We start from the raw sequence: 26,208 nt of genomic DNA on the forward strand, positions 1-26,208 counted from the left end.
TCATAATTCTATGGGATTATTAATTGTATTTAAATTAAATATGAAAGGGAATGATATGTAGAATGACAACTGCAAAAGAAATTGTAAAATCGTCTGTTAGCAAAATTCCTCAATTGACACTATTGTTTTGGATTATGAAGATTGCTGCAACAACACTAGGAGAAACAGGTAGTGATTTGGTTACTGTACCTGGAGCGGAAGATAATTATTTAACCCCTTTTCTGTTTTTCGTGGGGATATTTGCTGTCTTTTTAATTATTCAATTGATTGTTAAGAAATATGTTCCATCAGGCTATTGGACTGTAATTCTATCTACTAGTCTTGCTGGTACAGCATTTTCTGATTATATGGATCGTTCATTAGGTTTAGGTTATATGAAGGGTTCACTTATACTAATAAGCTTATTAGCTATCATTTTTATATTTTGGTATTTTACTGAACCAACATTAAATGTTAAAAATATTGCAACGAAGAGGGTAGAGGTTCTATATTGGATAGCTATTCTTGTGTCTAATACTTTAGGCACAGCCGCAGGTGATTTTTTATCACACAAATCTGAAGGAGTAGGTACACTAGCAGGTGGAGGAAGTTACCTAGAACATGGATTAGGACTAACTATTGCTCAAGGGGCTATGCTTACTGGTGGATTAATATTAATAATCCTTTTAGCGTATTGGTTTACAAACTTAAATAGAGTGTTTTTATTTTGGGTAGCATTCGTTTTGACAAGACCGTTCGGAGCAACTTTCGGAGATTTCTTAATTAAACCTCAAGAAAAAGGTGGATTAGGCTTAGCAAATGGAACACAAATTGCCTCTGCTATACTATTGGTTATTCTTTTAGTCTGTATTATCATCCAAGTTATTACGAATAAATCAAAAGTACATAAAGCTAATATTCAAGTAAATTAGTACGAATTACACCAGTTTTTTAAAATAAGAGATGGGAAGAACGTAAGAAAGTGACTTCCCATCTCTTATTTTATTTGTGGAGTAGATAAAAAAAAGAGCTGCCAAAGCAACTCATTTTATCTCTTTTAAATCCAACCATTCAGAATATGTTAAAATGTTGAGCTCTTCTTTTTTGCTTACTACATAATTAACAATCGTTTTAAACTTTTCAGGATCAAAATTCATTTGTGCTTTATCAGCTTTTTTATCAAACCGATGATTCGTAAATACAATTGTTTGTTTCGATTGAATTGCTAAATCAATCTGATTCTTAACCCATGAAATATCAGTACTAGGAAGTAAATTGATTGTACGCACTTCATATTTTTTGATATCGTTTGTTTGAATTCCATCCTTAATGGTTCGAGCACTTCGGTAATGTTCTTCCTGTAGGAGTTTCAGAGTTTCTTGATTAAAAGAACCGTATGGATAAACTGCAATATTACTTGCTCTTTTAAAACAATGTCCATTTAACCATTTACGTGCATCATTTAATTCTTTTTTTTGTTTTTGCTTATTTAAATTTGCTAAATGTCGATGTGAATTTGTATGGTTCATCAAGTCCCAACCTGATGAATATAAGGTATTTAATTGACTTAATGACATATATCCTTCAGTACCAACTTTTGTTGGTATGACAGCAATACTTCCTTTTATCCCTTTATCTTTTAAAATTTGAAACCCTTTAGTAAATTGAGTTTCCCACCCATCATCCATTGTAAAAATAATGTTAGCTTTATTTTGTTGTTTTTGAATATTTTGTGGTTTTTGTTTCAAAGGTTTACACTTATAAGTTTGAAGTAAGTTATTTTGTTGTATTGGTTCTGACAAATAAGATGCACTACTCTTCATAAATGGGTATGCGATCATGAATGATGAAATAAGAATTGCATATACAATAACAAGTTTTTTATCCAACCTTCACCATTCCTTTATCCTTTTCTAAATCATAAACTCTCCCGGATCTTGAAACTTTGTTCCAATCATTCCGGTTTATAAAATATGAAACTGTACCAATAAGTACGAAAAATAACGTTACAAATCGGTAGACAAATAAGTCTAAAATAATCGTGATCGCTAAACGTATCATTTCTTTCCCTTTAAATTCAACCCCGTAATAGCGAGCTAAATACATAGCAAATAGACTGTAAATTAAATTTAGAGATACGACTCCAAGCAAATAGATTAGTAGGAGACTTTGAGCATGTTTTAAATTTGTGAAGAACATATAACCTAAATTGAAAATCGTAAAATAAATTGCAACTGTACCTAAAATAAACGAATCAATTAGCATAAAGAAAGAAACTGTACGGAACAAAAATGTCTTTATAAGCATCGGAAAATAATAAACGATACAGTCAATAAAAGCCTTTTGCCAACGAATCCTTTGTTTAAATAAATCCTTCCAGGTTTCCGGACATTCGGTATAACAAACTGCATTTGGCACAAATACCAAACGCAAGCCAGGATTTTTTAAAATGTATTGTTGAAATTTTAAAGTAATGTCGATATCTTCGCCTAAAGTCTTTCTGTATCCACCAACTTTGAGCAAAATTTCTCTATTAAAAACCCCGAATGCACCAGAAATAACTGAGAGTGCATCGAATTTAGCAAGTGAAACTCTATTAATATAGAATCCTTTTATGAATTCAAAAACTTGAAATCGAATGACATGATTTACGGATAAAGTGCGTTCGACTTTCTTTTCCTTAAATCGAACTCCTTGAAGTGGGTGCACCATTCCACCTGCTGCAATTACATTATCATCTTGAAATACTTCATTTAACACTTGTAATGCATTTTCAGCAAGAATACTATCTGCATCTAAAGTTACTACTAATTCATTTTTTGAATACATTATTCCAGCGTTTAATGCGTCATGTTTACCACCATTGAGTTTGTCAATTACGTAAACGTTTGGGAAAACAGTAGACTTATAGAAGTTTTTGATTTCATTACTTTTTAACTGATTGGATATTTTTCGATCTTCCGGTACAAGACGTAGTAGTTCATGTAAGATTTTCATTGTATTATCTTGGGATCCATCGTTTATATAAATAACTTCTTTTGCTGAGTAATCTAATATCTTCATACCTTTTATAGCTGTTTCGATTATACTTTCTTCGTTATAACATGGAATGAGAATGCTAATCCTTTTATTTTTTCGTACTTGATTATGTATTATTTTCTTACGTTTAAAAAAAATGGGAAGAGCATTAATCATATGTAAGAGAGGAAAAAAGGTACATAAGAATAATATGAGTATTGTAACAAATTGCATAATAAAATCTCCTTAAAACTAGTATCTTAGTTTCGTATTCATGCTAGTTATATTTAATTAAATTACCAAGATTGAATGATAACGATCAATCGTTCGTAACAAAAATAATTTCAAATACTAAAATAAACATAAGATATATCTTAACGGGATTTTATAATTATTCATATGAATTTTTTAGAACAATTTATTTCAATATGAAGTCTATTAATACAAATATTAAAATGTCTATTAAATTATATTTAGAAAAAATAGCGTGAAATTGTAAAACGTTACCTATTGAATAAATTAGAAAAAAATGAGGCAAGTTTATTTTTTGTAATGTGTATTTTTAAATAAAATAAATAGTTTAAGAAAAATAAGTAATTTCACGTACCGTAATTTATTTGAATACTTTAAAATAATAAAATCGATAATATTGTGTACTTATGTATCATGTCCTTTAAGATTTCATTTAAAGAAAATGGAACATAAAAAACTTCAACGCTATAATTAACAATCGCTTTACAGTAAATATTTTTGTTGTTTTTAATTAAACAAAGAAAAACGATATGTAATTCCGGTTACTTTTGAATCAAAGCACTCTTGTGAATAGATAAAAGCAAATAGATTTACTGGAGTGAGTTTATAGATATGCTTTGTCAAGATACAAGTGGATGCAGCCAACACGCTGATTTTCTTTACTTTTCTTATATGGAGCAAACAGAATAAATTTTGTAGTTTCTTTTATTTGATAGGATCCCAAATCTGATATTCACATAAATACAATAAATTACTGTTAAAGAAATACACTAGCAAGCTTACTCAGCTCCGAAGAATTTCGTGAATTCAATCATTAGAGGTTCAAGTCAACCATTGAGTAGGGATTACTTTGAGTATTAGAATTGAAGATAGTGTTTTAAAAATTAATTGAAACTTCGTAAAGATTCATGGTTCTTTTAAAATAAACCAGCCGAGAACTTAATAAAAAGCCTCGGCGGTTTTTTTAAAAAATAATAGGTTTTAAAAATGAGCTGTTAAGTATTATCTAACAAATAATCCTACGATTGTTCCAGTTAAAACTGAACCTAATGTAGCAACTAATAAAACTTTTAAACCAATTTTAGCAAAAAGCTCTGATTGTTTTTTATCAATCGCAGCAATCGCACCGTATATAATACCAATTGAAGAAAAATTTGCGAATGATACTAAGAATGCTGACACAATCGCAACGGTTTTCGTCGATAATTTAGGGATGAGTTTTTGGAAGTCAAGCATCGCTACAAACTCATTTGCAGCAACTTTTGTTCCCATTATTGATCCTGAACGTACTAGTTCATGAGTTGGGATTCCCATTATGTACGCAACTGGAGCGAATACATATCCTAATATCTCAGTAAATGTCATTCCGAAAATTGAATTGAAAACGAAATTAATCATAGCTAGTAAACCAATATAAGTTATTAGCATTGCACCAACAATTAGTGCAACTTTACCACCATCAAGAGCACCGTTACCGATTGCCTCAAATAATGATTTTTCTTTAATCATGTCTTTAACATTAATTTCTTCATCTTGTTCTGATGTAACAGGACTTACCATTGATGATAGTATTAAACCTGAGAACACATTAATCGGTAGTGCAACTAGTACATATTCTGGAGGAATCATTTGCATATAAGCACCTAAAATTGAACATGAAACTGCTACTAATGAAGACGTTACAACTACGAATAAACGGTTAGGTGTCAGTTTGTGTAATTCGGATTTTACTGAAAGAATGGCAGTTGTATCACCGAAAACCATACTATTTACCGCAACAAAAGATTCAATCTTTGGTAATCCAGTTACTTTAGCAACTGCACCACCAATGTATCTAATTGCTAATGGAAGTATTCGTGTATAAGTTAAAATTGATAATAATGAAGATACGAAGACAATCATCATTAATACGTTAATCCAGAAATAACCTTTTGTTGATAAATCACCGAATACGAAAGCAATACCTTCATTACCAAATGATAAAACTTTATTAAAGAATGCAACAATCTTTTTAAGAACCGTTTGTCCAATGGATGTATTGAGCATAAACCAAGCTAAAATTAATTGGACAACTAACATAATGATTACGGCTTTATAATTAATATTCTTTTTATCATTCGACATTGACCAGGAAATAGCAAGTAAGAGAATGATGCCGATAATTGCAATTATATATGTCATTAATTTTCCTCCAAACTACAAAATGTAGAATAAATTTCTAATTAGCAATATTATTATTTCCAATCAAATTAAAAATATCATTAATCAGTATTAAGTTATTTAAATAAATAATTGCACTAATTTCATGCCTCCCCATACGCCAATAATTCCACATATCGCAGAAAATACTGGAGGAGCAGGGATTGGTAATTTAATAAGAGTAAAAACAACTCCAACAATTAACCCTGCCAACAAGCTCATAATTATTTCATGCATTATAGATTCACTCCTAAATTATTTTTCAAAAAAAGAGCATTTTAAGTACATTAAAAATGAAATTGCTGATTTAGCTTTAATTTAATAGAAGTAGTTTCCCCAAAATATATTTAAAACCTCATAATTTAAAATTTGAACACAAAAGAAAACGCTAAAATAGAAAAGAATTATGCCGTTAGATAGGTAAAAGGAGAATTCTTAGGGAATATATTGTAAAAAGTAATTTCTTAATTTAATTGCTTAACTTGTAGAAGCCGTGCAACTGCAACTTGAAAGGGGATTAAAAATGAAACAATCGCTGTTAGAGGAAATTAACAATTTTTCTTTATATGGTGAACATGCGGATCACTTTGATTACTTAGCAAGTGGAAAAGATGGAGATGTATACTCAAGAGATGATTACGTTATTAAAGTATTTAAAGCAGATGGAAAAAGTCGAGATGATGGGATAAAACTACATCTACTTGAGAAAAGCATTTATTATCCTAAAGTCCACACCTTTACAAATGATTATATGGTAAGTGAAAGGGTAGTTGGAGAGACTTTGTACGACTTAGTTGGGCATGACAAAAATATACAGAAACAGTTTGAAAAAGAGATTAATCAAGCTGTGATTGATGCTCAAAAAGCAGGATTATATGCATTTGATTTACATAATCACAATTTAATGTTAACAAATGATGGTGAAATTCGAATTGTTGATGTAGGGCGATTTTCGTTTGAGATTGATACACTTCAATTAGGTTTTTTTAGGTCCATATTTGGCTCTAGTTCTAACCGACGTCACCGTAAGCATAAAAAACGACATCATCACTCTTCATCAAAAAATTATCATAAACATTCTTCATCTTCTAGACGAAATCATCGTAGACATTCACATTCGAGTTCAAATAGTTCATACTCTTCATAAAATAGTCCAAATGTAGGTAAAGAAGTCTTTTTAATTTCTAAAAATAAAGGTTTAAAAACTCTACTCAAATAGCAGTAGATCAACAATACTTCTCGAAATAAATAGAGGCCACTTATTAGTCAAATACACTGACTTTTAAGGTGGCCTCTTAATCATGTTCAGCTTTGTATATTAAGTATTTTAATGGAAAAACTAACCAGTATTATTATAAATATTGGAGGTTTCAAATGTTTAAATTTTTTATTACGTTAATTGTATTCACATTTATTAGCTTACCCTTCAATCATATTTTGGACGCAGAGGCAAGTGTTTTGTCAAAAGAGATGTTAAAGAAAGAAATTGAAAATTATGGTGAGAAGGAAACGAACAAGGTTCCAGCTGCTTATAGTAAAAAAGATGCACTAAAAAATGGGGATGTAATTGTTAAAGGAAGAAATACAAATCAAAATGCACAGATTAAACGATTTGTTAACAATGTAAAGAATAAAAAGCCAGACTTTATTCGATTTGTCGAATTTACAACTAAAGGTGATCCCGTAATTACCGAATATCAATTTAATGGTAAATTAATTTATTATCGATTTGATAGTTCTAGAGTGCAATCTGATAAGTATAGAAAAGGTACGTTTGCAATGGGTAAATTTGTTGCAGCTACAAAAGTTTTAGAAGATTATTGCCAAAAAATTGTCGTAAATTCAAATGATTCTTATTTAACGAATTGTTATCATTTCGATAAAGTTGAATTTTAATCTTTAAAACGTCGGTTAAAAAATCGACGTTTTTTATTTTGAGAAAATTTCATATACCGTAATGATGATAAAAAATAAAAAAAATAGTACAAACAAAAGGGGAATTTCATGTACCGTATTAATAACAAAAAATAAAAAAGAATATAAACAATAAAAATTTCATGTACCGTAATATACTGAAAAAAGATATACTTTTTAACAATAAGATGGACAAAAAGCTCAAAACTACTCTATAATTTCTTCATAAAACAATTAAAGCAACTACAATAAATTGGAAATAAAGTAAAGAAATACTAAAAGGAGCTTTTAAAATGAAAGAAAATATAATTGAAAAAGAAAAAAGTGAATTAGTTAAATACATACCTCCAAAAGGGGAATATACAACATTTTTATCAGATGAGGATTACTTAGAAAAAGGACGATCTTGGGGATTATTTAATAAAAATCCAAAATATGATTTTTTATTTAAAGGTCAAGATTTTCAAATGAATGTAAAACTGGTAGGTTATGAAACATACGGAGTTACAGATGAGTATCATACAATTATTATTGAATTTGCAGATGGCAATTTATCTTGTATACATCCAGCCTATTTGAAGGAAATGCAATCGCCTAGCTTTAAGAAAGTTTATACAGTGGGTGAGAGTGATTCAAAACCAGTTGAAGAAAAGAAAACGGAAACTAAAGCAAAAGAAGCTACTTCTAAAGCGACTCCAAAGAAAAAAGCCGAAAAGAAAGAAGAAATAACAATCACTTTACCAACAGAAAAATCACATTTCAATGGTACAGTAAAAGAATTTAGTACAAAGTATAACCATTTTAATGACAGCGAAGAAGAAATTGTTATTTGGGAAAATATAATCATTAAGGCAGATCCAGAATTACAAATTGGTAATGCCTGGTGCTCCTTAAGCAAATCATTAAAAGCAGCGGAATTAGAAGTCGGTAAAACATATCAATTTGATGGTAAAGTAGTCGATAAGAAATTGAATAAAGAAGTTAAATATAAATTAAATAATCCGTCTAAAGTATCTGAACTTGAATAATTTGAAAAAAACAAAAAAACTCACAAAATTTTTTATTTTGTGGGTTTTTTATTTTTCTAAAGTGCGAGTCCAATCTTAACAGGAATAGTGGACAAGCCTAATTATATAAAATAAAAATATAGACTTCACTGCGAAAACTATATTTATTATTAATAGTTAGATGTTTTTACTATATTAAATAACTAGGAGGGTTCGATGGAATGTATTCATGAAATTCTTGAAGAGTTGTCGACTCCTTATGAAGGTGATGTTTTAGCTACTATTATTCATGTAGAAGGCTCTGCGTATCGAAAAGAAGGTACTGCTATGTTATTTAAAGGAAATGGACAACAGATTGGTTTATTGAGTGCGGGTTGTCTTGAAACAGATTTATCCTATAGAGTTGCAGAAACAAGAGAAAATAAAATACCACAAATTATTATGTATGATATGAGTGCAGAAGATGATTTATCATGGGGGAACGGGGCTGGCTGTAATGGCATTGTTACTGTTCTATTAGAACCAATAGATGAATGCTTATTTAATTTATTATCTAAGCTAAAATTAAATCTTTTAAATAGACAACGTGTAACAATGATGAAAATTTTATCTAAAGATAATTATGACGTTAAAACCATGTTAATAGTTGATAAAAAGACCTATTTCGGAAATTATGATGATCAAGAGTTTGGTCGGCTAAAAGATGTACTTACTGAATTTCATTCTGAAAATCAGAAAAGCGGAGTTCGTTCAATAAAAGCTATTGAAGACGAGATCTATGTTCATAGTTATAACCCAAAACCGCGATTATTTGTTTTTGGGGCTGGTAAAGATGCAATACCATTAGTTAAACTTGCTTCAAATGCAGGATTCTACGTGACAGTTACAGATTGGCGTGATGATTTATGTTCCGAACAATATTTTCCAAATGCGGATCAAATAGTAGTAGGTTTTCCTAACGAGATCATCCCGAATCTTCAATTGGCAGCTTCTGACTCAGTCATCATCATCACTCATCAATTCCAAAAAGATAAAGAAATACTGAATCAACTATTGAATATTAACTTAAAGTATTTAGGTGTGCTTGGAGGAAAGAAAAGGATCCAACGATTATTAAATGGGAAAAAAGTAGAATTTAACATTAATAGTCCAGCTGGGCTACCTATTGGTGCTGAAGGTCCAGAAGAGATTGCCATCAGTATTATTGCCGAATTAATTCAGACACAGAGAATAAAAAGGGAGCCTAGAAATGAAGAATAGTAAAATCGTTGCCATTTTACTTGCAGCGGGTAGTAGTAAAAGAATGGGACAGAATAAGATCAGTCTTCCATTGGGTTCATCTACAATTGGAAGTTATGGTCTACGTCAATTCATCAAATCAAATATTGAGCATATTTTTGTTGTTACGAAAGAAAACGATTCCCTAGATTGGATTGATAGAGATCTTTTTCATTTTCCTAATCGTGATTATTGGACTCAAGTACCATGTAGCAACGCTTACCAAGGACAATCATTTTCTTTAAAATGTGGTTTAACTGCTGCTCTTAAAATGAATCCTTTAAGTATTATGATTCTCCTCGCAGACCAGCCTTTTTTATCTATAAAAACGATTAATGAAATACATCAAAATTATATAAAACGTACAAGTGAAAACCCTTCTATTCCTTTTTTGGCTGCAAGCTTTCAAGGGATTCCTAGACCACCAATTATTTTTTCTACGAATACATTACCGGAATTATTCATGCTAAGTGGAGATGAAGGAGCAAGAACTCTTATTCGAAAACAAACTAAGTTAGAAGGATTATTAGTAGAGTTTGAGAATATGTGGGACTTTTTTGATATTGATACAAAAGAGGCATATGATGTTGCGAAGGGAGTTGAATTTAATTTTTGATTCGAAAAGGAGATGCAAGCTTATATTATCCTAGTGTTTGGTTTCCAGATTCACTTGAAAAAGCAAACATTCTAAAACAGCAATTTTATAATAATTCTTGCTATATTGCAGGGGGAACTCTTTTACAAACTCATTGGGAAAAGGGGATCCAGTGTCCTGAAAATTTAATAAGTATAGAAAACATTAAAGACATGAAGGAATATAAGTTAATTCGGAAAAATGATCAAACCTTTATCCAAATTGGAGCATTAACCACTTTAGACTGCTGTAGGAATAATCCAATATTTTTAGAAAAAGTCCCTTTATTAGTAGAAGCTGTTCGAAATATTGCATCTCCAGCTGTTCGTAATAGAGCAACAATTGGGGGGAATATAGCAAATCGCCATGGTGATGTCATCCCTGCTTTAATTGTATTGGATGCACATCTAACTTTGTATGATGGAAACGAATTGTTAGTAAAAAAACTATCAGAGTGTATAAAAGATAGCGACTTTTTATCAAACTCCATTCTTGTGAGCATTAGTATACCTGTGCAAAAAAAGAAGTCCAATGATTATTTTTTTTATAAAAAGATAGGATTACGCGAGGTTTTCTGCCAAAGCATTGTGACAATATCTGGTTATTTTAAGTTGAATGAAAAAAAAATAATGGAACAAGTTCGTTTAGTAGTTTGTGGTAACTCATTTTTGCCTCAAAGATTAGTTAATACTGAAGAGTATATTAAAGGCTTATTCGTTCCATCTGTTCAATTAAAAGAAATTGCAATTTTAATCAATAAGGAATTTAAACCTCCTTCTGATCACTTTTCTTCTTCGAACTATAAACAAGCGATTACAACTAATATTATAGTTTCCGAGATTGCTAAACTACCTAGTAAATAAGAGGTGGACGAATGAGTAAAGACATGATTCCTGCAAATAAAGAAAGAAGAATACGTCCTGATGGTCTAGGTAAGGTGACCGGTAATATGAAATATCTTACTGACCTTTCTTTTCCCAACATGTTATATGGGAAAGTGTTAAGAAGTACTGAACCACATGCTGAAATTTTATCAATTTCAATTGAAGAAGCTAAAAAAATTGCGGGCGTAAGGGCTGTTGTTACTTATGAGGATATTCCTGGTTTAAATGGTTTCGGGCTAATTTTTCCTGACCAACCGGTTTTATGTAAAGATCGGGTAAGATATCTTGGTGATGCAATTGTAGCAATTGCCGCTGATACAGAAGAAATCGCTGAACAGGCATTACAATTGATTAAAGTTGAATATAGGAAGCTACCTGTTATAGATAGCCCTGAGTATGCGCTTCGCCATGATGCTCCTTTATTACACGAAAAAGGAAATATTTTACATCATGCCAGATATCAAACTGGAGATGTGGAACTTGGCTTCCAAGATGCTTGTGTGATTGTAGAAGAAACTTATGAATTACCTAGGCAAATGCATGCATATATGGAAACTGAAGGTGGAGTAATTGTCCCTGAAACAAATGGGAATCTATCAGTTTATGTTGGAACCCAGCATGGTTTTAAAGATCGGTTTCAGTTGTCAAGGATCCTAAATATACCAGAAGAAAATATTCGAATTATCTCTAGCCCAATGGGTGGTTCATTTGGAGGTAAAGATGAATTAAATATTCAGCCATATGGTGCCTTGTTAGCTTTAAAAACAAAATGTCCAATAAAAATTCACCAAAGTAGAAGTGAATCCGTTAAATCAGGTTTAAAGCGTCATCCTATGAAAATTACAATGAAAACGGGTGTAAAAGAAGATGGGAAAATTATTTCACATAAAGTAAAAATTATTGCTGATACTGGTGCATATGCAACATTAGGTCCAGCAGTTTTAGATTTTGCAATAGAGCATGCACCGGGACCATATATAATACCTAATATTGAAATTGAAGGATATTCAGTTTTTACGAATAATGGGGTAGCTGGTGAATTTCGAGGGTTTGGTGGCAATCAAATTACATTTGCTCTTGAAGGGCAAATAGATCGACTTGCTGAAAAACTAAAAATGGATGCTACCCAATTCCGTTTTAAAAATTTAAGAAAAACTAATGATTTAGGGCCATTAGGTCAAAAAATTGTACCTACAAACGGTGCTTTTGATGTATTAAATAATATATCAAAAACCCATTTACTAAAAAATTCTGATGAAAATGATAGTAGTCAAAATTGGAAGGTCTATGGAAAGGGTATTGCATTAACAATGCATGGCGGTGGGCTTGGAGTAGATAGAATAGATCCCGCTGGAGGTCGTTTATCTTTTACACGAAAAGGTAAAATTGAAGCAGCATTTGGATTTGAAGAATGTGGTCAAGGTTTACTTGCAGTAATCGAAACATTATTAATTGATGAATTTAATTGTTCGGTTCAAGATATTAATATAATCGTTGGTGACACTGATTTAGTACCGATTAGCGGTTCTTCTACAGCATCGAGAGCTACTAGCATGGTTTGGCATTCTTTAAAAAGAATGGAAGCTTCATTTAAAAATCAGATTCTTGAACTAGCCCAACAAGTTACTAGAATACCTATTAAAAATCTTTATATGGGTCCAAATGGGATTTGGTTACAGGTTAACGGAAGAGAAGGTAAATTAATTATCACTTATGAAGAGCTTGCTCGGAATGCGCCACGAGAACAAGCAATATTCGTTCAAACTTCATTTGATTTTCCTATAAGTCCTGATGCTAAAGTTGGAGGTAGTCACTTTCTTTATTCCTTCGCATCCGTTTTGGCACAGGTTGAGGTTGATCTCATTACTGGTAAAGTCAAGGTAACAGATCTAGAACAAGTTGTTGCTGCTGGTCCAGTTGTCAATTCACTTGGTTATAAGGGACAAATAGAAGGTGGAGGTGTAATGGCATTAGGCTACTCATTGATGGAAAATTCATTAATAGAAAACGGTGAATATGTATCTGATAATTTTGATACTTATCTAATACCAACAATTTGTGATATTCCATATAAATTAAATGTATTACCAATAGAAAATCTTGAAGAAGGAGATTCATTCGGACCTAGAGGAGTTGGAGAAATCGGTACAGTTGCTGTTGCTCCAGCAATTGCTAGAGCAATCTTTGATGCAACAGGCTGTTGGATAAATAAATTACCAATATCACCAGAATATTTATTGCAATTAATTAATTCAAGGAGATGAGCTATTGGGGACGAATAAAAATAATCAAGATCAACCTATTCATTTGCTTGAACTTAATTTAATATTAAATAATATTGAAAAAAAATTACATGTTTCACCTACCACGCGATTACTTGATATTTTACGAGAAGAGTTAAATATGACGGGAACAAAAATCTCTTGTGAAATTGGTCGATGTGGTGCATGTGCTGTTCATATGGATAATAAACTGGTTAATTCATGTTTGATGATGGCTTATCAAGTAAACAATACTTCAATATGTACAATTGAAGGCTTAGCAGATGTAGATCTCCATCCCATTCAGAAAGCATTCCTAGAAGAGGGTGGGTATCAATGTGGATATTGTACCCCAGGTATGATTATGGCTGTTAAAGCACTCATTGACACAAATTCAAATCCAACAGAAGAAGAAATCAAAGAAGCACTATCAGGTAATCTTTGTAGATGTACTGGTTATATAGGAATTATACGTTCTGTACAAAAAGTAATTGGAATGATGAATAAGAAAAATGATTAAATTGTAAATAATGTAGCAATAATTTCTATAGCAATAACTTTGTCCTTCTATATTTCTCCTATGGCTCATAGGATAAATATGAGGGGGTTTTTTGTGTATAGAGATATTTTACATTTTGTATATGGTGTATTTGCAGGTTTTTGTATTTTGAAAATCATGAGCAATCTAGTAGTAAAGAACAATGATCATATTTTGTTCTATTTATTTTGTTTACTTCTAATAATTGTAAAAGAACGCCAAAAAGGTGGATTTTTACATGGATTTAGTTTTAAAAAAAAGAAGTAAGGTCATTTTCCTCTAGTGTTTAAAAGTAATTTTAAAATAAACATAGAAATTTTTTTATATTTGAATGAAATTGAAGTTTTGAGTTGTTTCTGAAAATTCAGATATACATATAATATACTTAATATAGAAAATACTGGAACATCATAGAATTTAGTCATCAAATATGGAAGGAGTTTGATGACTTTGCATTCAAATTGTAATTTACCATTAAATGAAGATGATAAATTAATTAATTATTTTGACTTACATAAAGTATTTAATAAAATGGCTGAAGGTTGTTATTATTTAAATTGAAAAATGGAATTTGTATTTATTAATACGGCTGCAGAAGCAATGATTGAAAAGCCACAAGAAGAGTTTATCTAGTGGTAATCACAGTATTAGTCGTATAAACATGTAAACATGGACCACAAGACAGTATAATGGAAGATGTATCGAAATTAACACGACTATAAATTGTATATTGACCTAATAAAACATATAATTATAGGGTGTCTAAAAATCAGCTTTATGATTTTTGGACACCCTTTTAATTGTGTAGAAGATACTCAAAAAGTCACAATTTATGCATATTTAACTAACAAAGTCTAAGTTATATCATAACTTAAATAGAAGAACTTCTATTTGCCTAGTATGACAAACGGAGTGTGGATCATGGAGCGATTAAAAATTAAAAAATACTTTATTTGGATGTTAATTTTGTCACCATTTATTTTCTTTCTTCTTCCGATTTTAGTCGGGTTAATATTGACGCATCCATTTAGGCGAAAAACGAATGAAACACCTTCTGATTACAATTTGCATTTTGAAGAAGTAGAATTTCAAAGTAAGCTAGATCAAGTTGTCCTTAGAGGATGGTGGATACCAGCGGAAAATCCAACATCTAAAACTGTTGTTACTGCACATGGATACACGGATGAGCGAAGTCAAAAAAAGATAAATGGACTTAGAATTGTAAAATCTTTGCAGGAAAAAGGATACAATGTTCTAATGTTTGATTTTCGAAATAGCGGTAAATCTGGTGGTCGACGTACAGGAATTGGATTTTATGAACAACATGATTTATCTTCTGCCGTAGATTATGTTATTCAAGAAAAAAAACAGGAAGAAATTGTTTTACTTGGATGGAGTATGGGAGGAGCAACATGTTTACTAGTTGGAAGTGTCCATCAGCAAATTAAAGGGGTTATTGCAGATAGTCCATTCCATGACTTGCAAACTTATTTAGAAGACAATTTAAACGTATGGTCTAAGTTACCTAAAAAACCTTTTACCTCAATAATTCTTCGTTCAATGAAGCATTTATTAAAGATTGATCCTAAAGAAGTTTCTCCAGTTATGTCTGTTCAAAAAGGAAAATCTACTAATTATTTGTTAATTCATGGAAAGAATGATACAAAAGTACCATTTAGTAGTAGCGAGATGATCTTTGAACAAATTCCTAAAGAAAATGAAAAGACCTTATGGCTTACAGAACATGGGCATATTACTACTTTTGTTGAGGAGCCTGAGTCGTATACGAGTAAAATAATTGAATTTATTGATAAAACCTTCACTTCGAATGAAAAATAAATTAGATTTACTTTAAACAGATGAACCAGAAATGGTTTATCTTTTTTTTAATTGATAAAGGAGTTCTTCGGTACATGAAAGTAGAGTCAGTAGAAAATACTACTATTTATAAATTAGTAATAAATAGTATGATATGTTGCTCCAAACAGCTCTATTTTACTGAAAAGGCAGGAGAACTAAGATGGCAAATGAATACCGTTCGCGAGAGGAACGTAAACGGCTGGAAAAGCCCTCAAAAATACCTTCCACAAAGTCTGAAGGCTTATGGAAAAAAATTACTGTAACATTATTATCAATTGTAATTGTTTTCATACTTGTAGGAGTGGGAATTTTTGCTTACTTAGTAAGCGGAGCTCCCGCATTAGATGAATCGAAGCTAAAAGTACCCCTTTCTTCTACAATAGTAGATAAAGATGGAAATGTAGTGGCGGAATTAGGTAGAGAACAAAGAACAAAGGTATCTTATAATGAAATTCCAAAAGTAGTTGAAGACGCATTTATTGCCACTGAGGATGTTCGTTTTTATAAGCATAAAGGAGTCGATATTCGTCGGGTATTCGGTGCGGTTTTAGCGAATATTACTGGGGGATTTGGTTCACAAGGTGGAAGTACAATCACACAGCAAGTAGTAAAGAACTCATTTTTATCATCTCAAAAAACGATTAAGCGTAAAGTGCAAGAATGGTATTTAGCTTTTAAATTAGAACAACGTTATTCTAAACATCAAATATTAGAAATGTATTTAAATAAAGTATACTTTTCAAATGGACTTAAAGGGCGCGGTGTTTATGGTGTAGCAAAAGCGTGTGAAACTTATTTTAGTAAAGATTTATCTAAAATTACATTACCTGAAGCCGCAACTTTGGCAGGTATGGTGAAGGCTCCAAATAGTTATAATCCAGCAAAACATCCAGTTGAGTCACAAAATAGAAGAGACACTGTTTTAAGCCAAATGAAAAAATACGGTTATATTACTGATTCACAATACAATACTGCAAAAGCTATCCCAATGAAATCATTAGTAAAAGTACATGAATCAGGTGGTACAAAATTTCAGTCATTTATTGATGTTGTAGTTAATGAAGTTGATAAAAATAGCGACGCCAATGTTTATACTGATGGGCTAACAATTGAAACAACTTTAGATCCAAAAGCCCAAGAAAAAGCAGATGAGATTCTAGCAAGAGGTAAAGGTTTTTATCCAAGTGATGAATTTCAAACGGGCTTTGTATTATTAGATACAAAAACTGGTGAAGTTCGCGCAGTAGGAGCGGGCAGAAACACAAGTTCTGGTGGATTAAATTTTGCTACAGATATTAAAAGACAACCAGGGTCTTCTATTAAACCTATACTTGATTACGGTCCTGCCATTCAATATTTAAAATGGTCGACATTTCATCAAATTCTTGATGAACCCTATTCATACTCGAATGGAACGCCAATTCGAAATTGGGACAGAGGATATAAAGGTAATATTTCAATTCGATTAGCACTCGTTGATTCTAGAAATATCCCTGCATTAAAAACTTTTCAGGCAGTAGGGAGCGAGAAATCACGAGAATTTGGTAATGGGTTAGGTTTTAATTTTCCGAAGAATACATTTTATGAATCATATGCGATTGGTGGATTCACTGGCGTCTCAGCTATGGAAATGGCAGGAGCATATGCGGCGTTTGGTAATGGTGGAACATATAATAAGCCCCATTCCGTTAAAAAAATCATTTATCCAGATAAAACTGAAAAAGTATTTGCAACTCAGCCAAAACAAGCAATGAGTGATTATACTGCTTATATGGTTACAGATATGCTACGTGATGTTGTAAAAACGGCACTTGGTACTGGTAAAAGAGCAAATGTGCCTGGACTTGATATGGCGGGTAAAACAGGTACTACGAATTATGATGATCAAGTAAAACAAAAATATGGATTCCCTGATAACGCAACACGAGATAGTTGGTTCATCGGTTATTCATCTGATGTTACGATGGCAGTTTGGACAGGATATGAAAAAAATAAGAAAAATAATTTCCTTGGAAAAAGTTCAACCAGTATTGCTAAATTTATCGCCAGGGATATGTTAGCAGCTAATGGAAATCGAAACGCTGTTTTTATAAAACCTTCGTCAGTCGAAGAAATACGTCATGAATTATATATTCGTGGAGAAAAAGTAGATGATATACCTAAAGATATTGTTATTCAATCTGTAAAAAATGTGAAAGCAAATTATGATCCTGTAACAAGCAATATTTCAATAAATTGGACGTACCCTGCAGACTTACTACCAAAAACAACTTTTGAAGTAAATTATACTGTAAATGGTGTAAGTGGCCAAACTCAGAAAATTCAAGGTACGGCTACAAGTATTAATGGAATCGTCCCAGGCAACGTTGTAAAAATAACAATTATAGCTATAAATGTTGAAGGTAAGAGTTCTCCTGTTACCGTTACAGTAGATTTAACATCGACGGAGCAGCCTACAACGCCTCCTACAAATGGAGGAGACCAAGGCAATGGGAATGGAGAAGGCAACGGAAACGGAAACGGTACAGGTGAAGGTGGTTCAAATCAAGGAGGAGATGAAACGAATCCAGGAACAGGAACTGGTACAGGTACAGGTACTGGAGGAACTGGTGAAAACAATGGAGATAATACTACAAATCCAGTTGTCCCTAATCCTAATAAACCGTAGAAGACATAAGAGCGAAATGAGGAAACTAAACGCATTGAGTAAGATCAATGCGTTTTTTAATGTATCTTCTTGAAAGGAGAATGAAAATGAATGATGAATTTAGGATTAGTATTTATTTAAATGAAAGTGATAACGTATTTGCAAGCTATTACAATACTGACGATTTACATTTAAATTCAGAGTTAGAAGATTTTATTATTTCAAAGCTACAAAATGCAAAACAAAAAAATATAAAGATTACATATTATGGACAAGAAAATATTGATGAAGATTCATTAAAATCGGCAACATTTAACTCTTTTTCGAAACTTATGAAAGAAGACGAGCTCGTTTATACTAGAAATATTAAAAAGACAATTATCTTATTTGTTATAGGGATTATAATTGGTGTGTTTTATTTGAAGCTTTCAAGTAAACATGAATATATCGGAGGAATATTGAGTATTGTTTGTTGGGTATTTATATGGTCAGGAACGGAAGTATATTTCTTTGATAATTTACAAATTAAGCAGAAGATCAGAAAATGTAGGGAATTGCTTAGTGCAAATGTATACAAAAAAACCTCCGAATAAACGGAGGTTTTTTTGAATTTTACTTATTTATCTCTGCTTTATGAAAAGTATCTTTCAAGATGTAGTAAGATTGTTTAAGTCGCTCATGGTAAACAGGTAAATCCCATTTTTTCCACGTATAAGAAAAAAAATCACCTTTTTTAAGAATTCCATTTTTTTGTCTTACAGTTGAGTAGGATAAGTCTTTATTTGACCCATTAGGGCGATATGTGAGAATAGCTACGTGAATTTTTTTTACATTTTTTTTACTTTTTAGTCCACCTTTCCATAAATCTCCCATGATTTCACTAGTACTTGGATCTTTCACATTTAATAATTGCCAAGGAATCCGAATTTCTATTACATGATCTTTTTCGTTGAGGGAGACATCAGTTAAAGAATTAAAATCTTTATGATTTGGATTTCCATCACCAAATTTTAGTTTGCCTGTTTCATAAAACTCTAAAGGCAAGTTAAGCGATTTCCCCTTATAATTTGGAATAACAAGTGGTCGATTTAATCCAAGCATGACTTTATGATAAAGACCGTTATCTTTTTTATTAACATGCGGTTCAATTGGTGCGTAATGTAATAGATTAGCGTACTCATAATAAAATGGATCATAATAGCTATCCACTAGTACGTGAGAATCATTTGGTCCATTTAAATCAATAACAAAATCAATCCCATTTTTAGATTTAACAGAATTGTCATTTGGTAGTTGATGTTGTCCTTGTCCTGGAATCGTATCAAGTAAAATCATTACTCCTGTTTTAGCCCAGTCAAAAGGTTGTTTAGTTTTTTCAAAATTTAAAAGAAAATAAATTGATCGCGCGTCGCTAGTCATTGACCAATTTTTTAATTTTCGTTCGGTGTCATTTTGATCAAGCGGTTTTATAAAAATAGCGTTTTTCATATTTGCTGATTTAATTTTATTTTTTTTCCAATCGCTCGAATCACCATCAACAGAGATGGCCTTTTTTGAACTGTTTGGATCAAAAGATAATAAACCAAATTGCTGCTCACTTGTTTGAACGTTAGACCAAAATGGACGACGATCAGGATCATCTAATTCCATATTATTCCATGTTCGTTTAAACCATTCATCTTGCCATGAAAAAACAATTCCTCCTGCCATTCCCTCCGTTTGAATGTCTTCAAACAGATGAGTAACGATTTTCCCTTGTTGTGTTTCATTATGAAATCCTTGATTCCATCCATAGCGATTTCGATGAGTCATTCCACGAGAAGATGGTACTCCAAATTCTGAAATTAAAACTGGCATATTATGTACGTTTCTTAAATTATGTAAATATCCAGCATAACTATTCTTCTTTCCCCGGGAATCAATATAGTTCGTATATGCTAGTTCATAATTCAAAAATTCAGGGTAATATGGGTATACATGATAGGAAGCAAAATAACCGGGATACAATGATGATTTTGCGCTTACATGATTTGGATCTAATGAAACTAAATCTTCATTTTCCATAGGTTCATTAGGATGATGAATCGGATCGGTAGTCACCCAATTCGCAAAACTAATTGGTCGTTGCCAAGAATACTTTTCTGATTCATATTTCACAGTATTATCTAAAATACTTGCGAGCCAATTCTCAAAAGGCGTTGCATTGTTTGTTTGAAAGTATTGACCATTAAAAACAACATTTCCTTTATGCTTATCATTTGTTGATTTCATCATATTTGGGTCCCACTCGATCCCTAAAATCCATCCAATCACGTATTTTGAAATATTTGAGTGATATTTACCCGAAGCATGACCAGGTTTTTGAAGAATGTTTGCTTTGCCATGAATAATATCTACAGTTTGGTAAATTTCATCTTGAAACTCTTTAGTAAGACTCTTATTGTAAATATCTCCAAGTGAATTTAACATTTCCTCATTAATCCAAACTCCATGAATTAGATAGAGAGGGCGTTTTGCTTTTTGATTATATTCAGATAATGCATCATAGAAAGCAGGAGGATGGATGGTATACACTCGAATAACATTTGCATTCATCTTTCCAATTTCTTTAAACCACCTCAAGTATTCGGCCTTTGTTATTGCTGTTTCTCCAGGAAAATGTCCTGGATTCGCAATTCCAAGATTTACACCTTTGAGTAGGAGATTATACGGCATCTTTTTCTCATCAAAAACTTGGAAATATTCTTTACCAATTTGAGCGGGAATTGTAATGTTGTTAATTTGATTCGTGTAGGTATTAGTATTTTTGTTTAATGTCCGATTTTTTGATTGATTGAAAAGTATGTACACTACGCCAATCATTAAACAAAACAGTATTAAAGTGAATGTTTTTTTATTTCTAAGCTTCATTTTATTCCTCCGAAAGCATTTCAAACTTATTCAATTATTATGCTTTAAGCTAAGTTCTGATATGCGAAAGATGAAGTAAATCACAAAGAAGTAAGTAAATCATCATTTAAAATACATAGGTAGAGACATAAAAAAAGTTAAGTATGGTCAAATTAAGATTATCACTAAAAAAAGCATCAATATGTAATCGGTGAATTTGTAAGTTCGGTAAAGTTAAATATAGTTTAATTAACGTTTAGTTTTAATACTGAGAGGTAATCGAATGATTAAAAATGATGGTATAAAACCTTCACGAAAATATGCTACCGGAACAATTCATGAGACTGCAAGCGGTAAGTTTAAAGTGTTAGATCGTTACTTACAAGATGGAGTTATCATGATAAAACTTCAATGGTTAAAAAGCGATATTATAGAAGAAAACAAAGAAGTGAATGTTTCTGCTTCAATTTATAAATTTCAAAAAAACAATGGTGTTAATGACAATACTGCTCTATCTCAGCCACTAGAAGTTCAATTATTACATGATATTAAATCAAGTTTGGATCAATTATTTGAAGTGTTAGATTTAAGAACTGAGCTATTGAACCATGCATTAGAGAAAATTGATGAAAATAGAAGTAAAATTGATGAGAATAGAGAAACATTAAAATCACAACAAAAAATGATAGAGGAACAAAATAGAAGAATTAACACAATCGTAGATAAATTGATTGAAAAGATGTAAAGTGTAAAAATTGCTAAAGTTTCTGCTCCCTTTAATAAATAGAAAACCGTAGTTGGAAAAAGCTCGAATTACGGTTTTTTGTTTTGTGAATTGTCATCTAAACATTATTCATTTATTGGTAATTGTGTCTTAAATTCCCACTCAAAATAACGTTGAATGATTGTTAGTTCGGAGTTAAAATTAACTTATTCTTCGTATGCTTTTAACTTTATGTGGTTAATTATGACGTTAAAAGTGAGTTTAATTCACGAAATGTATTAATAAAATCATAATGCGAATGTTCACCAATTTCTTAAAAAATAATACTAACTAGATTAAAGTGAGCAGGTGGTAATAGTGAATGATATTCTAGCTGAAAATCCTATTGTAATGTTTATAGGAAATGAAGAGAAATTTAATTTTCAAAACTTTTGTGATGTAAATAAATATAACTATAAATTGGTTCAGCCTGTTCAAAATATAGTAACTCTCTTTGAAAAAATAGATTTTGTTAATCCAGATGTACTAATCATATTGATTGAAGAATTAGTAGAAACATTTAATATAGATAAATTTAATCAATTAAGAGACTTTTGTGAAAGTCGGTATATTTCAACCATTTGTATTTGTAATATAACTGATCATATGACAGTAAATGCACTGATGCTTGATGCAGTTATTAGTGAATCAATCGCTGAAGTAGAACTTCAATATTATATTAATAAATTTGCTCAACGAAGATATCGAATAAAAGAACAAGTTCTTATTGATCCAATAACGGGAGTATACAATTATAGTCATTTAAAAAATGAAGTGACTAAACAACTTGAGGATTTAAAACGTTGCTACGAATCATTTTCGATGGTATATGTAAACATTGATGAAAAACAAGACTATAGTTTAGATAATTTAATCGTAAAAAGTTTTTTACAATTTATAAAATGTAAATTAAGACCTACCGACTTGTTAGCACATTACCAAAACAAAGGGTTTGTACTATTACTTCCAAAAACAGTTAAAGCAGATGGAATAAAATTAATGAACCGATTGTCACTTTCATTTTCGGAAGTTCCGATCACTTATGAAAATCAGATTCACTACGCTTCTTTTAATTATAAAGTACTTGAAATTCCAGATTCCAATATTACAACTGAAAAATGCTTAACTTTACTAACATCTGATTTAACGGATTCAATCGATCGTTTTAACGGTAAGGGAAATAATAATGAGATGATGAATCGTAGGCTAAAAATAGCTGTCATTAATGAGGATCGACTGATACGTGAAATGTTAAATCATCAATTATCAGATTTAGGTGGAGAATTATATGATGTTGAAATAAAGGTATATACAGATGGTGAAGAATTTTTAAATGATCCTTGGCACAAACAAAATGAAAGATATCTAATCATACTCGATCGTATTTTACCTAAAATGGGTGGATTTGAAATAATACGTAAAATGCGCACTAACTATGACCGAAGAAAATATTTATGTTTAATGATTGGTAGTAAAAGCTCTGAGAATGATAAAGCAATCGCATTACAAAGTGGGGCAAATGATTATTTGGAAAAACCATTTAGTTTGAAGGAACTACGTCTCCGTTTAAATCGAATGTTAGGAATTACAGCCAAATGAACATATTTATTATCCTATATATAACAGGATTTTTATTTCTATTATTATGTTCAATCTATATTTATTTAGTTTTTAATAAAATCATTAAACAGCATAAAAATAAGCAAAAAGAAGAATGGTTAAATAGAAATATCGTATTTATTGAAAGTTATTTGATAAAAGGTGAATTATCAGCTTCGTTTATTCCAAAAAAGGAAATCGAGTTTGAAGCATTAGAAAATATATTTAGCAGTTTTATGAGTATTATCAAATTTGAAGAAGGATTTGATCCAATTAGACCAATTGTAAATTTATATTTTATTCCTAGATATAAATATAAACTTAAGCATGGTAATTGGAGTGAACGGATGAATTCTTTGTTATTTATAAAGCAATTTAATATAAAAATGATGCAAGCTGACTTAATTCAACATTTATCAAATAAAAAATGCTCACTTGAAGAAAAATTTGATATTTTCCTTATTTTGGCTAGTTTTAAATATGATAAATTAATGGAATTATTAGTTAGCCAGATAAAAATCCCCTCATTTTTATTAACGGAAATTTTGGATCTACATGTTAATGAGGAGAATATTCACGAATTGCTAAAAGAATTTGATCATTTACCTGAAAGTTATAAAAATTCTATTTTAGACTTAATTAGAATTAAACATTTTCGTTCTGAGCAAATCTATTTTTTTCTTGAAAAATTAATCACTTCAGAAAATAGTGAATTAAGAATACGTTCCTTAAAAACAATCGCATCGTTAGGATATATTTCTTCCCCGAACTTGATTACACAACTAGTAGAATCTTATAAAAATGAAGGACATCCAGATACGCAATTAAGTAACGAAGAAAAGCTAATGATTGCACGATTAATGGGAAATATTCGATATGATTTATTTTTATCTTATTTAACTGAGTTAATATCGGACAAAGCTTATATTGTTAGATCTGAAGCTGCTAAATCGATTAAAAAGTATAAGAAAGGAAGAGTAGTTCTTAATCAAATTAATGAAGAGCATCCAGATGCATATGCGAGAAATATATCAAAAGAATGGTTGGAGAGGACTCCGGAGTATGATTAGTTTATTCTTTTTAATAATCAATAAAGTTATTATCATTTACGTGTTGCTCCTTTGTTCAACTTATTTAATCTTATTTATATTAGCATTTATGCGATTAAAGAGAGAAAAAGGTTTACATCAAATTGAGCAATATAAAAGATTAAAGGAATCTGCCTTTACTGCACCTATTTCAATACTTGTACCAGCTTATAATGAGGAAGTAGGCGTAGTTAATACGATTCTTTCATTGGTGACAGGCACCGGAAGGTTAGATTATCCAGAATTTGAAGTAATCGTCATTAATGACGGATCAAAAGATTCTACTCTTCAAAAAACGATTGACCGATTCGATATGACCGTGTTAAAAAACAAAGTAATTCATAAAAGTTTTGGTATTGAAACAAAACCAATTAAAAATGTGTATCAATCAACAATTTATCCTTTTCTATTTTTAATTGATAAAGAAAACGGTGGGAAAGCTGATGCTTTAAATGCTGGCATTAATTTTAGTAAATATCCTTATTTTGCTTCGATCGATGGCGATACAATCCTTGATTCTGACTCATTTCTCAAAATTATGAAACCAATTATTGAAAATACAGATGACGAAATACTAGCTACTGGTGGAAATGTATTAATTGCCAATGGAAGCAAGACCTCGCTTGGTAAAGTAAATGAAATGCTTCTCTCAAAAAATCCACTTGTAGTCATGCAGGTTATAGAGTATATGCGCGCATTTTTAATCGGACGAATTGGACTAAGCAATAAGAATTTATTACTAATCATATCTGGGGCATTTGGCGTGTTTAAAAAGTCAAGAGTAGTTCAAGTAGGAGGATATTTAACAAATACAATTGGTGAGGATATGGAGCTAGTCGTTCGACTTCACCGTAAAAATATAGAAGAAAATTGGGGGGCAAAAATTGAGTATGTAGCCGATCCAGTTTGTTATACCGAGGCACCAGATTCTTTTAAAATTTTAAAAACACAAAGAGTAAGATGGCATCGAGGACTATTTGAGAGCTTGTGGGCACATCGTAAAATGATTTTTAATAAAAATTACCGTTCAATCGGTTTTATTGCAATGCCATATTTTTTCTTTGTTGAATTTTTAGGCCCAATCATTGAGTTTTTTGGTTATGTGTCGTTAATAATAAACATAACTTTACACAATATAAATATTCTGTATTCCATTGCATTTTTAATACTCATGATCATCTACGGCTCATTTTTCTCAGTTAGTGCAGTGCTGCTTGAAGAATGGCGGTTAGAAAAATATAAAAAAATTAGTGAGTTAAATCGTTTATTTTTCTATTCATTAACAGAAGCAATCTGGTATCGCCCAATTTTGACATATTGGCGTGTTATAGCGACATTCAGTATATTTTTAGGTCAAAAAAAAGGTTGGGGAGAAATGAAGAGAAAAGGAGTTTAGCC

At 31.1% G+C, this 26,208-nt stretch carries 22 protein-coding genes; 17 read left to right on the forward strand and 5 right to left on the reverse strand.

The genetic code is table 11. The features are described 5' to 3' along the window. The first annotated feature begins 62 nt into the window (after window positions 1-62). A complete protein-coding gene (locus CN692_RS06020) occupies window positions 63-911 on the forward strand; it encodes a COG4705 family protein (RefSeq protein WP_098118250.1) in 849 nt (282 codons plus the stop codon). Window positions 912-1,022: 111 nt separating this feature from the next. On the opposite strand, the gene CN692_RS06025 is transcribed toward CN692_RS06020, so the two are convergent. From CN692_RS06025 to CN692_RS06040, 4 genes are all read right to left on the reverse strand, one after another. After that, entirely contained in the window at window positions 1,023-1,868 is an 846-nt protein-coding gene (locus CN692_RS06025) for a polysaccharide deacetylase family protein (RefSeq protein WP_098118251.1), read from the reverse strand. Beyond that, on the reverse strand, window positions 1,861-3,231 hold the full coding sequence (locus tag CN692_RS06030) for a glycosyltransferase family 2 protein (protein ID WP_098118252.1): 1,371 nt from the start codon (window positions 3,229-3,231) through the stop codon (window positions 1,861-1,863). Before CN692_RS06030 ends, CN692_RS06025 begins: the two co-directional genes overlap by 8 nt. Before the next feature lie 1,020 nt (window positions 3,232-4,251). Beyond that, on the reverse strand, window positions 4,252-5,430 hold the full coding sequence (locus CN692_RS06035) for a NupC/NupG family nucleoside CNT transporter (RefSeq protein ID WP_098118253.1): 1,179 nt from the start codon (window positions 5,428-5,430) through the stop codon (window positions 4,252-4,254). Between the two features lie 99 nt (window positions 5,431-5,529). Then, the gene (locus CN692_RS06040; RefSeq protein WP_098118254.1) at window positions 5,530-5,685 is read right to left on the reverse strand and encodes a XapX domain-containing protein; all 156 of its coding nucleotides are present in this window, start codon (window positions 5,683-5,685) and stop codon (window positions 5,530-5,532) included. Window positions 5,686-5,971: 286 nt separating this feature from the next. On the opposite strand from CN692_RS06040, the gene CN692_RS06045 reads away from it, so the two are divergent. The 12 genes from CN692_RS06045 to CN692_RS06100 all read left to right on the forward strand — a co-directional run bounded on the left by CN692_RS06045 (window position 5,972) and on the right by CN692_RS06100 (window position 19,064). Further along, window positions 5,972-6,595 (forward strand): hypothetical protein, encoded by a 624-nt coding sequence (locus CN692_RS06045; RefSeq protein WP_098118255.1) that lies wholly within the window; start codon window positions 5,972-5,974, stop codon window positions 6,593-6,595. Window positions 6,596-6,822: 227 nt separating this feature from the next. After that, entirely contained in the window at window positions 6,823-7,344 is a 522-nt protein-coding gene (locus CN692_RS06050) for a DUF4362 domain-containing protein (RefSeq protein WP_098118256.1), read from the forward strand. A gap of 311 nt (window positions 7,345-7,655) precedes the next feature. Next, the gene (locus tag CN692_RS06055; RefSeq protein ID WP_098118257.1) at window positions 7,656-8,390 is read left to right on the forward strand and encodes a hypothetical protein; all 735 of its coding nucleotides are present in this window, start codon (window positions 7,656-7,658) and stop codon (window positions 8,388-8,390) included. 195 nt (window positions 8,391-8,585) lie between these two features. Further along, window positions 8,586-9,629: an XdhC family protein gene (locus CN692_RS06060; protein WP_098118258.1), complete on the forward strand. Its 1,044-nt coding sequence runs from the start codon at window positions 8,586-8,588 to the stop codon at window positions 9,627-9,629. Further along, the gene (locus CN692_RS06065) at window positions 9,619-10,263 is read left to right on the forward strand and encodes an NTP transferase domain-containing protein (protein ID WP_098118259.1); all 645 of its coding nucleotides are present in this window, start codon (window positions 9,619-9,621) and stop codon (window positions 10,261-10,263) included. Before CN692_RS06060 ends, CN692_RS06065 begins: the two co-directional genes overlap by 11 nt. Then, on the forward strand, window positions 10,260-11,144 hold the full coding sequence (locus CN692_RS06070) for an FAD binding domain-containing protein (RefSeq protein ID WP_098118260.1): 885 nt from the start codon (window positions 10,260-10,262) through the stop codon (window positions 11,142-11,144). Before CN692_RS06065 ends, CN692_RS06070 begins: the two co-directional genes overlap by 4 nt. Before the next feature lie 11 nt (window positions 11,145-11,155). Beyond that, entirely contained in the window at window positions 11,156-13,429 is a 2,274-nt protein-coding gene (gene pucD, locus CN692_RS06075) for a xanthine dehydrogenase subunit D (RefSeq protein WP_142317501.1), read from the forward strand. Window positions 13,430-13,433: 4 nt separating this feature from the next. Continuing rightward, window positions 13,434-13,946, forward strand: coding sequence for a (2Fe-2S)-binding protein (locus CN692_RS06080; protein ID WP_098118261.1), 513 nt, complete (start codon window positions 13,434-13,436; stop codon window positions 13,944-13,946). Between the two features lie 93 nt (window positions 13,947-14,039). Continuing rightward, window positions 14,040-14,231: a hypothetical protein gene (locus CN692_RS06085; RefSeq protein WP_098118262.1), complete on the forward strand. Its 192-nt coding sequence runs from the start codon at window positions 14,040-14,042 to the stop codon at window positions 14,229-14,231. A 654-nt stretch (window positions 14,232-14,885) separates the two neighbouring features. Further along, on the forward strand, window positions 14,886-15,803 hold the full coding sequence (locus CN692_RS06090) for an alpha/beta hydrolase (protein ID WP_179865678.1): 918 nt from the start codon (window positions 14,886-14,888) through the stop codon (window positions 15,801-15,803). 181 nt (window positions 15,804-15,984) lie between these two features. After that, window positions 15,985-18,492 (forward strand): transglycosylase domain-containing protein, encoded by a 2,508-nt coding sequence (locus CN692_RS06095; RefSeq protein WP_098118264.1) that lies wholly within the window; start codon window positions 15,985-15,987, stop codon window positions 18,490-18,492. Between the two features lie 86 nt (window positions 18,493-18,578). Further along, a complete protein-coding gene (locus tag CN692_RS06100; RefSeq protein WP_098118265.1) occupies window positions 18,579-19,064 on the forward strand; it encodes a hypothetical protein in 486 nt (161 codons plus the stop codon). A gap of 19 nt (window positions 19,065-19,083) precedes the next feature. On the opposite strand, the gene CN692_RS06105 is transcribed toward CN692_RS06100, so the two are convergent. Further along, complete coding sequence (locus CN692_RS06105; protein ID WP_098118266.1) at window positions 19,084-21,381, reverse strand: hypothetical protein; 2,298 nt, start codon at window positions 21,379-21,381, stop codon at window positions 19,084-19,086. 262 nt (window positions 21,382-21,643) lie between these two features. Here CN692_RS06105 and CN692_RS06110 point away from each other — a divergent pair, with 262 nt between their 5' ends. The 4 genes from CN692_RS06110 (at window position 21,644) to CN692_RS06125 (ending at window position 26,206) form a co-directional block, all read left to right on the forward strand. Beyond that, the gene (locus CN692_RS06110) at window positions 21,644-22,105 is read left to right on the forward strand and encodes a hypothetical protein (RefSeq protein ID WP_098118267.1); all 462 of its coding nucleotides are present in this window, start codon (window positions 21,644-21,646) and stop codon (window positions 22,103-22,105) included. 336 nt (window positions 22,106-22,441) lie between these two features. Then, complete coding sequence (locus tag CN692_RS06115) at window positions 22,442-23,722, forward strand: GGDEF domain-containing response regulator (protein WP_098118268.1); 1,281 nt, start codon at window positions 22,442-22,444, stop codon at window positions 23,720-23,722. Next, window positions 23,719-24,792: a HEAT repeat domain-containing protein gene (locus CN692_RS06120; RefSeq protein WP_098118269.1), complete on the forward strand. Its 1,074-nt coding sequence runs from the start codon at window positions 23,719-23,721 to the stop codon at window positions 24,790-24,792. The genes CN692_RS06115 and CN692_RS06120 overlap by 4 nt, the downstream gene beginning before the upstream one ends. Beyond that, window positions 24,785-26,206 carry a glycosyltransferase family 2 protein gene (locus tag CN692_RS06125; protein WP_098118270.1) on the forward strand — a complete coding sequence of 474 codons (1,422 nt, stop codon included), beginning with the start codon at window positions 24,785-24,787 and terminating at the stop codon, window positions 26,204-26,206. Before CN692_RS06120 ends, CN692_RS06125 begins: the two co-directional genes overlap by 8 nt. Window positions 26,207-26,208: the final 2 nt, after the last annotated feature.

Source organism: Bacillus sp. AFS002410 (genome assembly GCF_002556365.1).
Taxonomy (GTDB): domain Bacteria; phylum Bacillota; class Bacilli; order Bacillales; family Bacillaceae_G; genus Gottfriedia.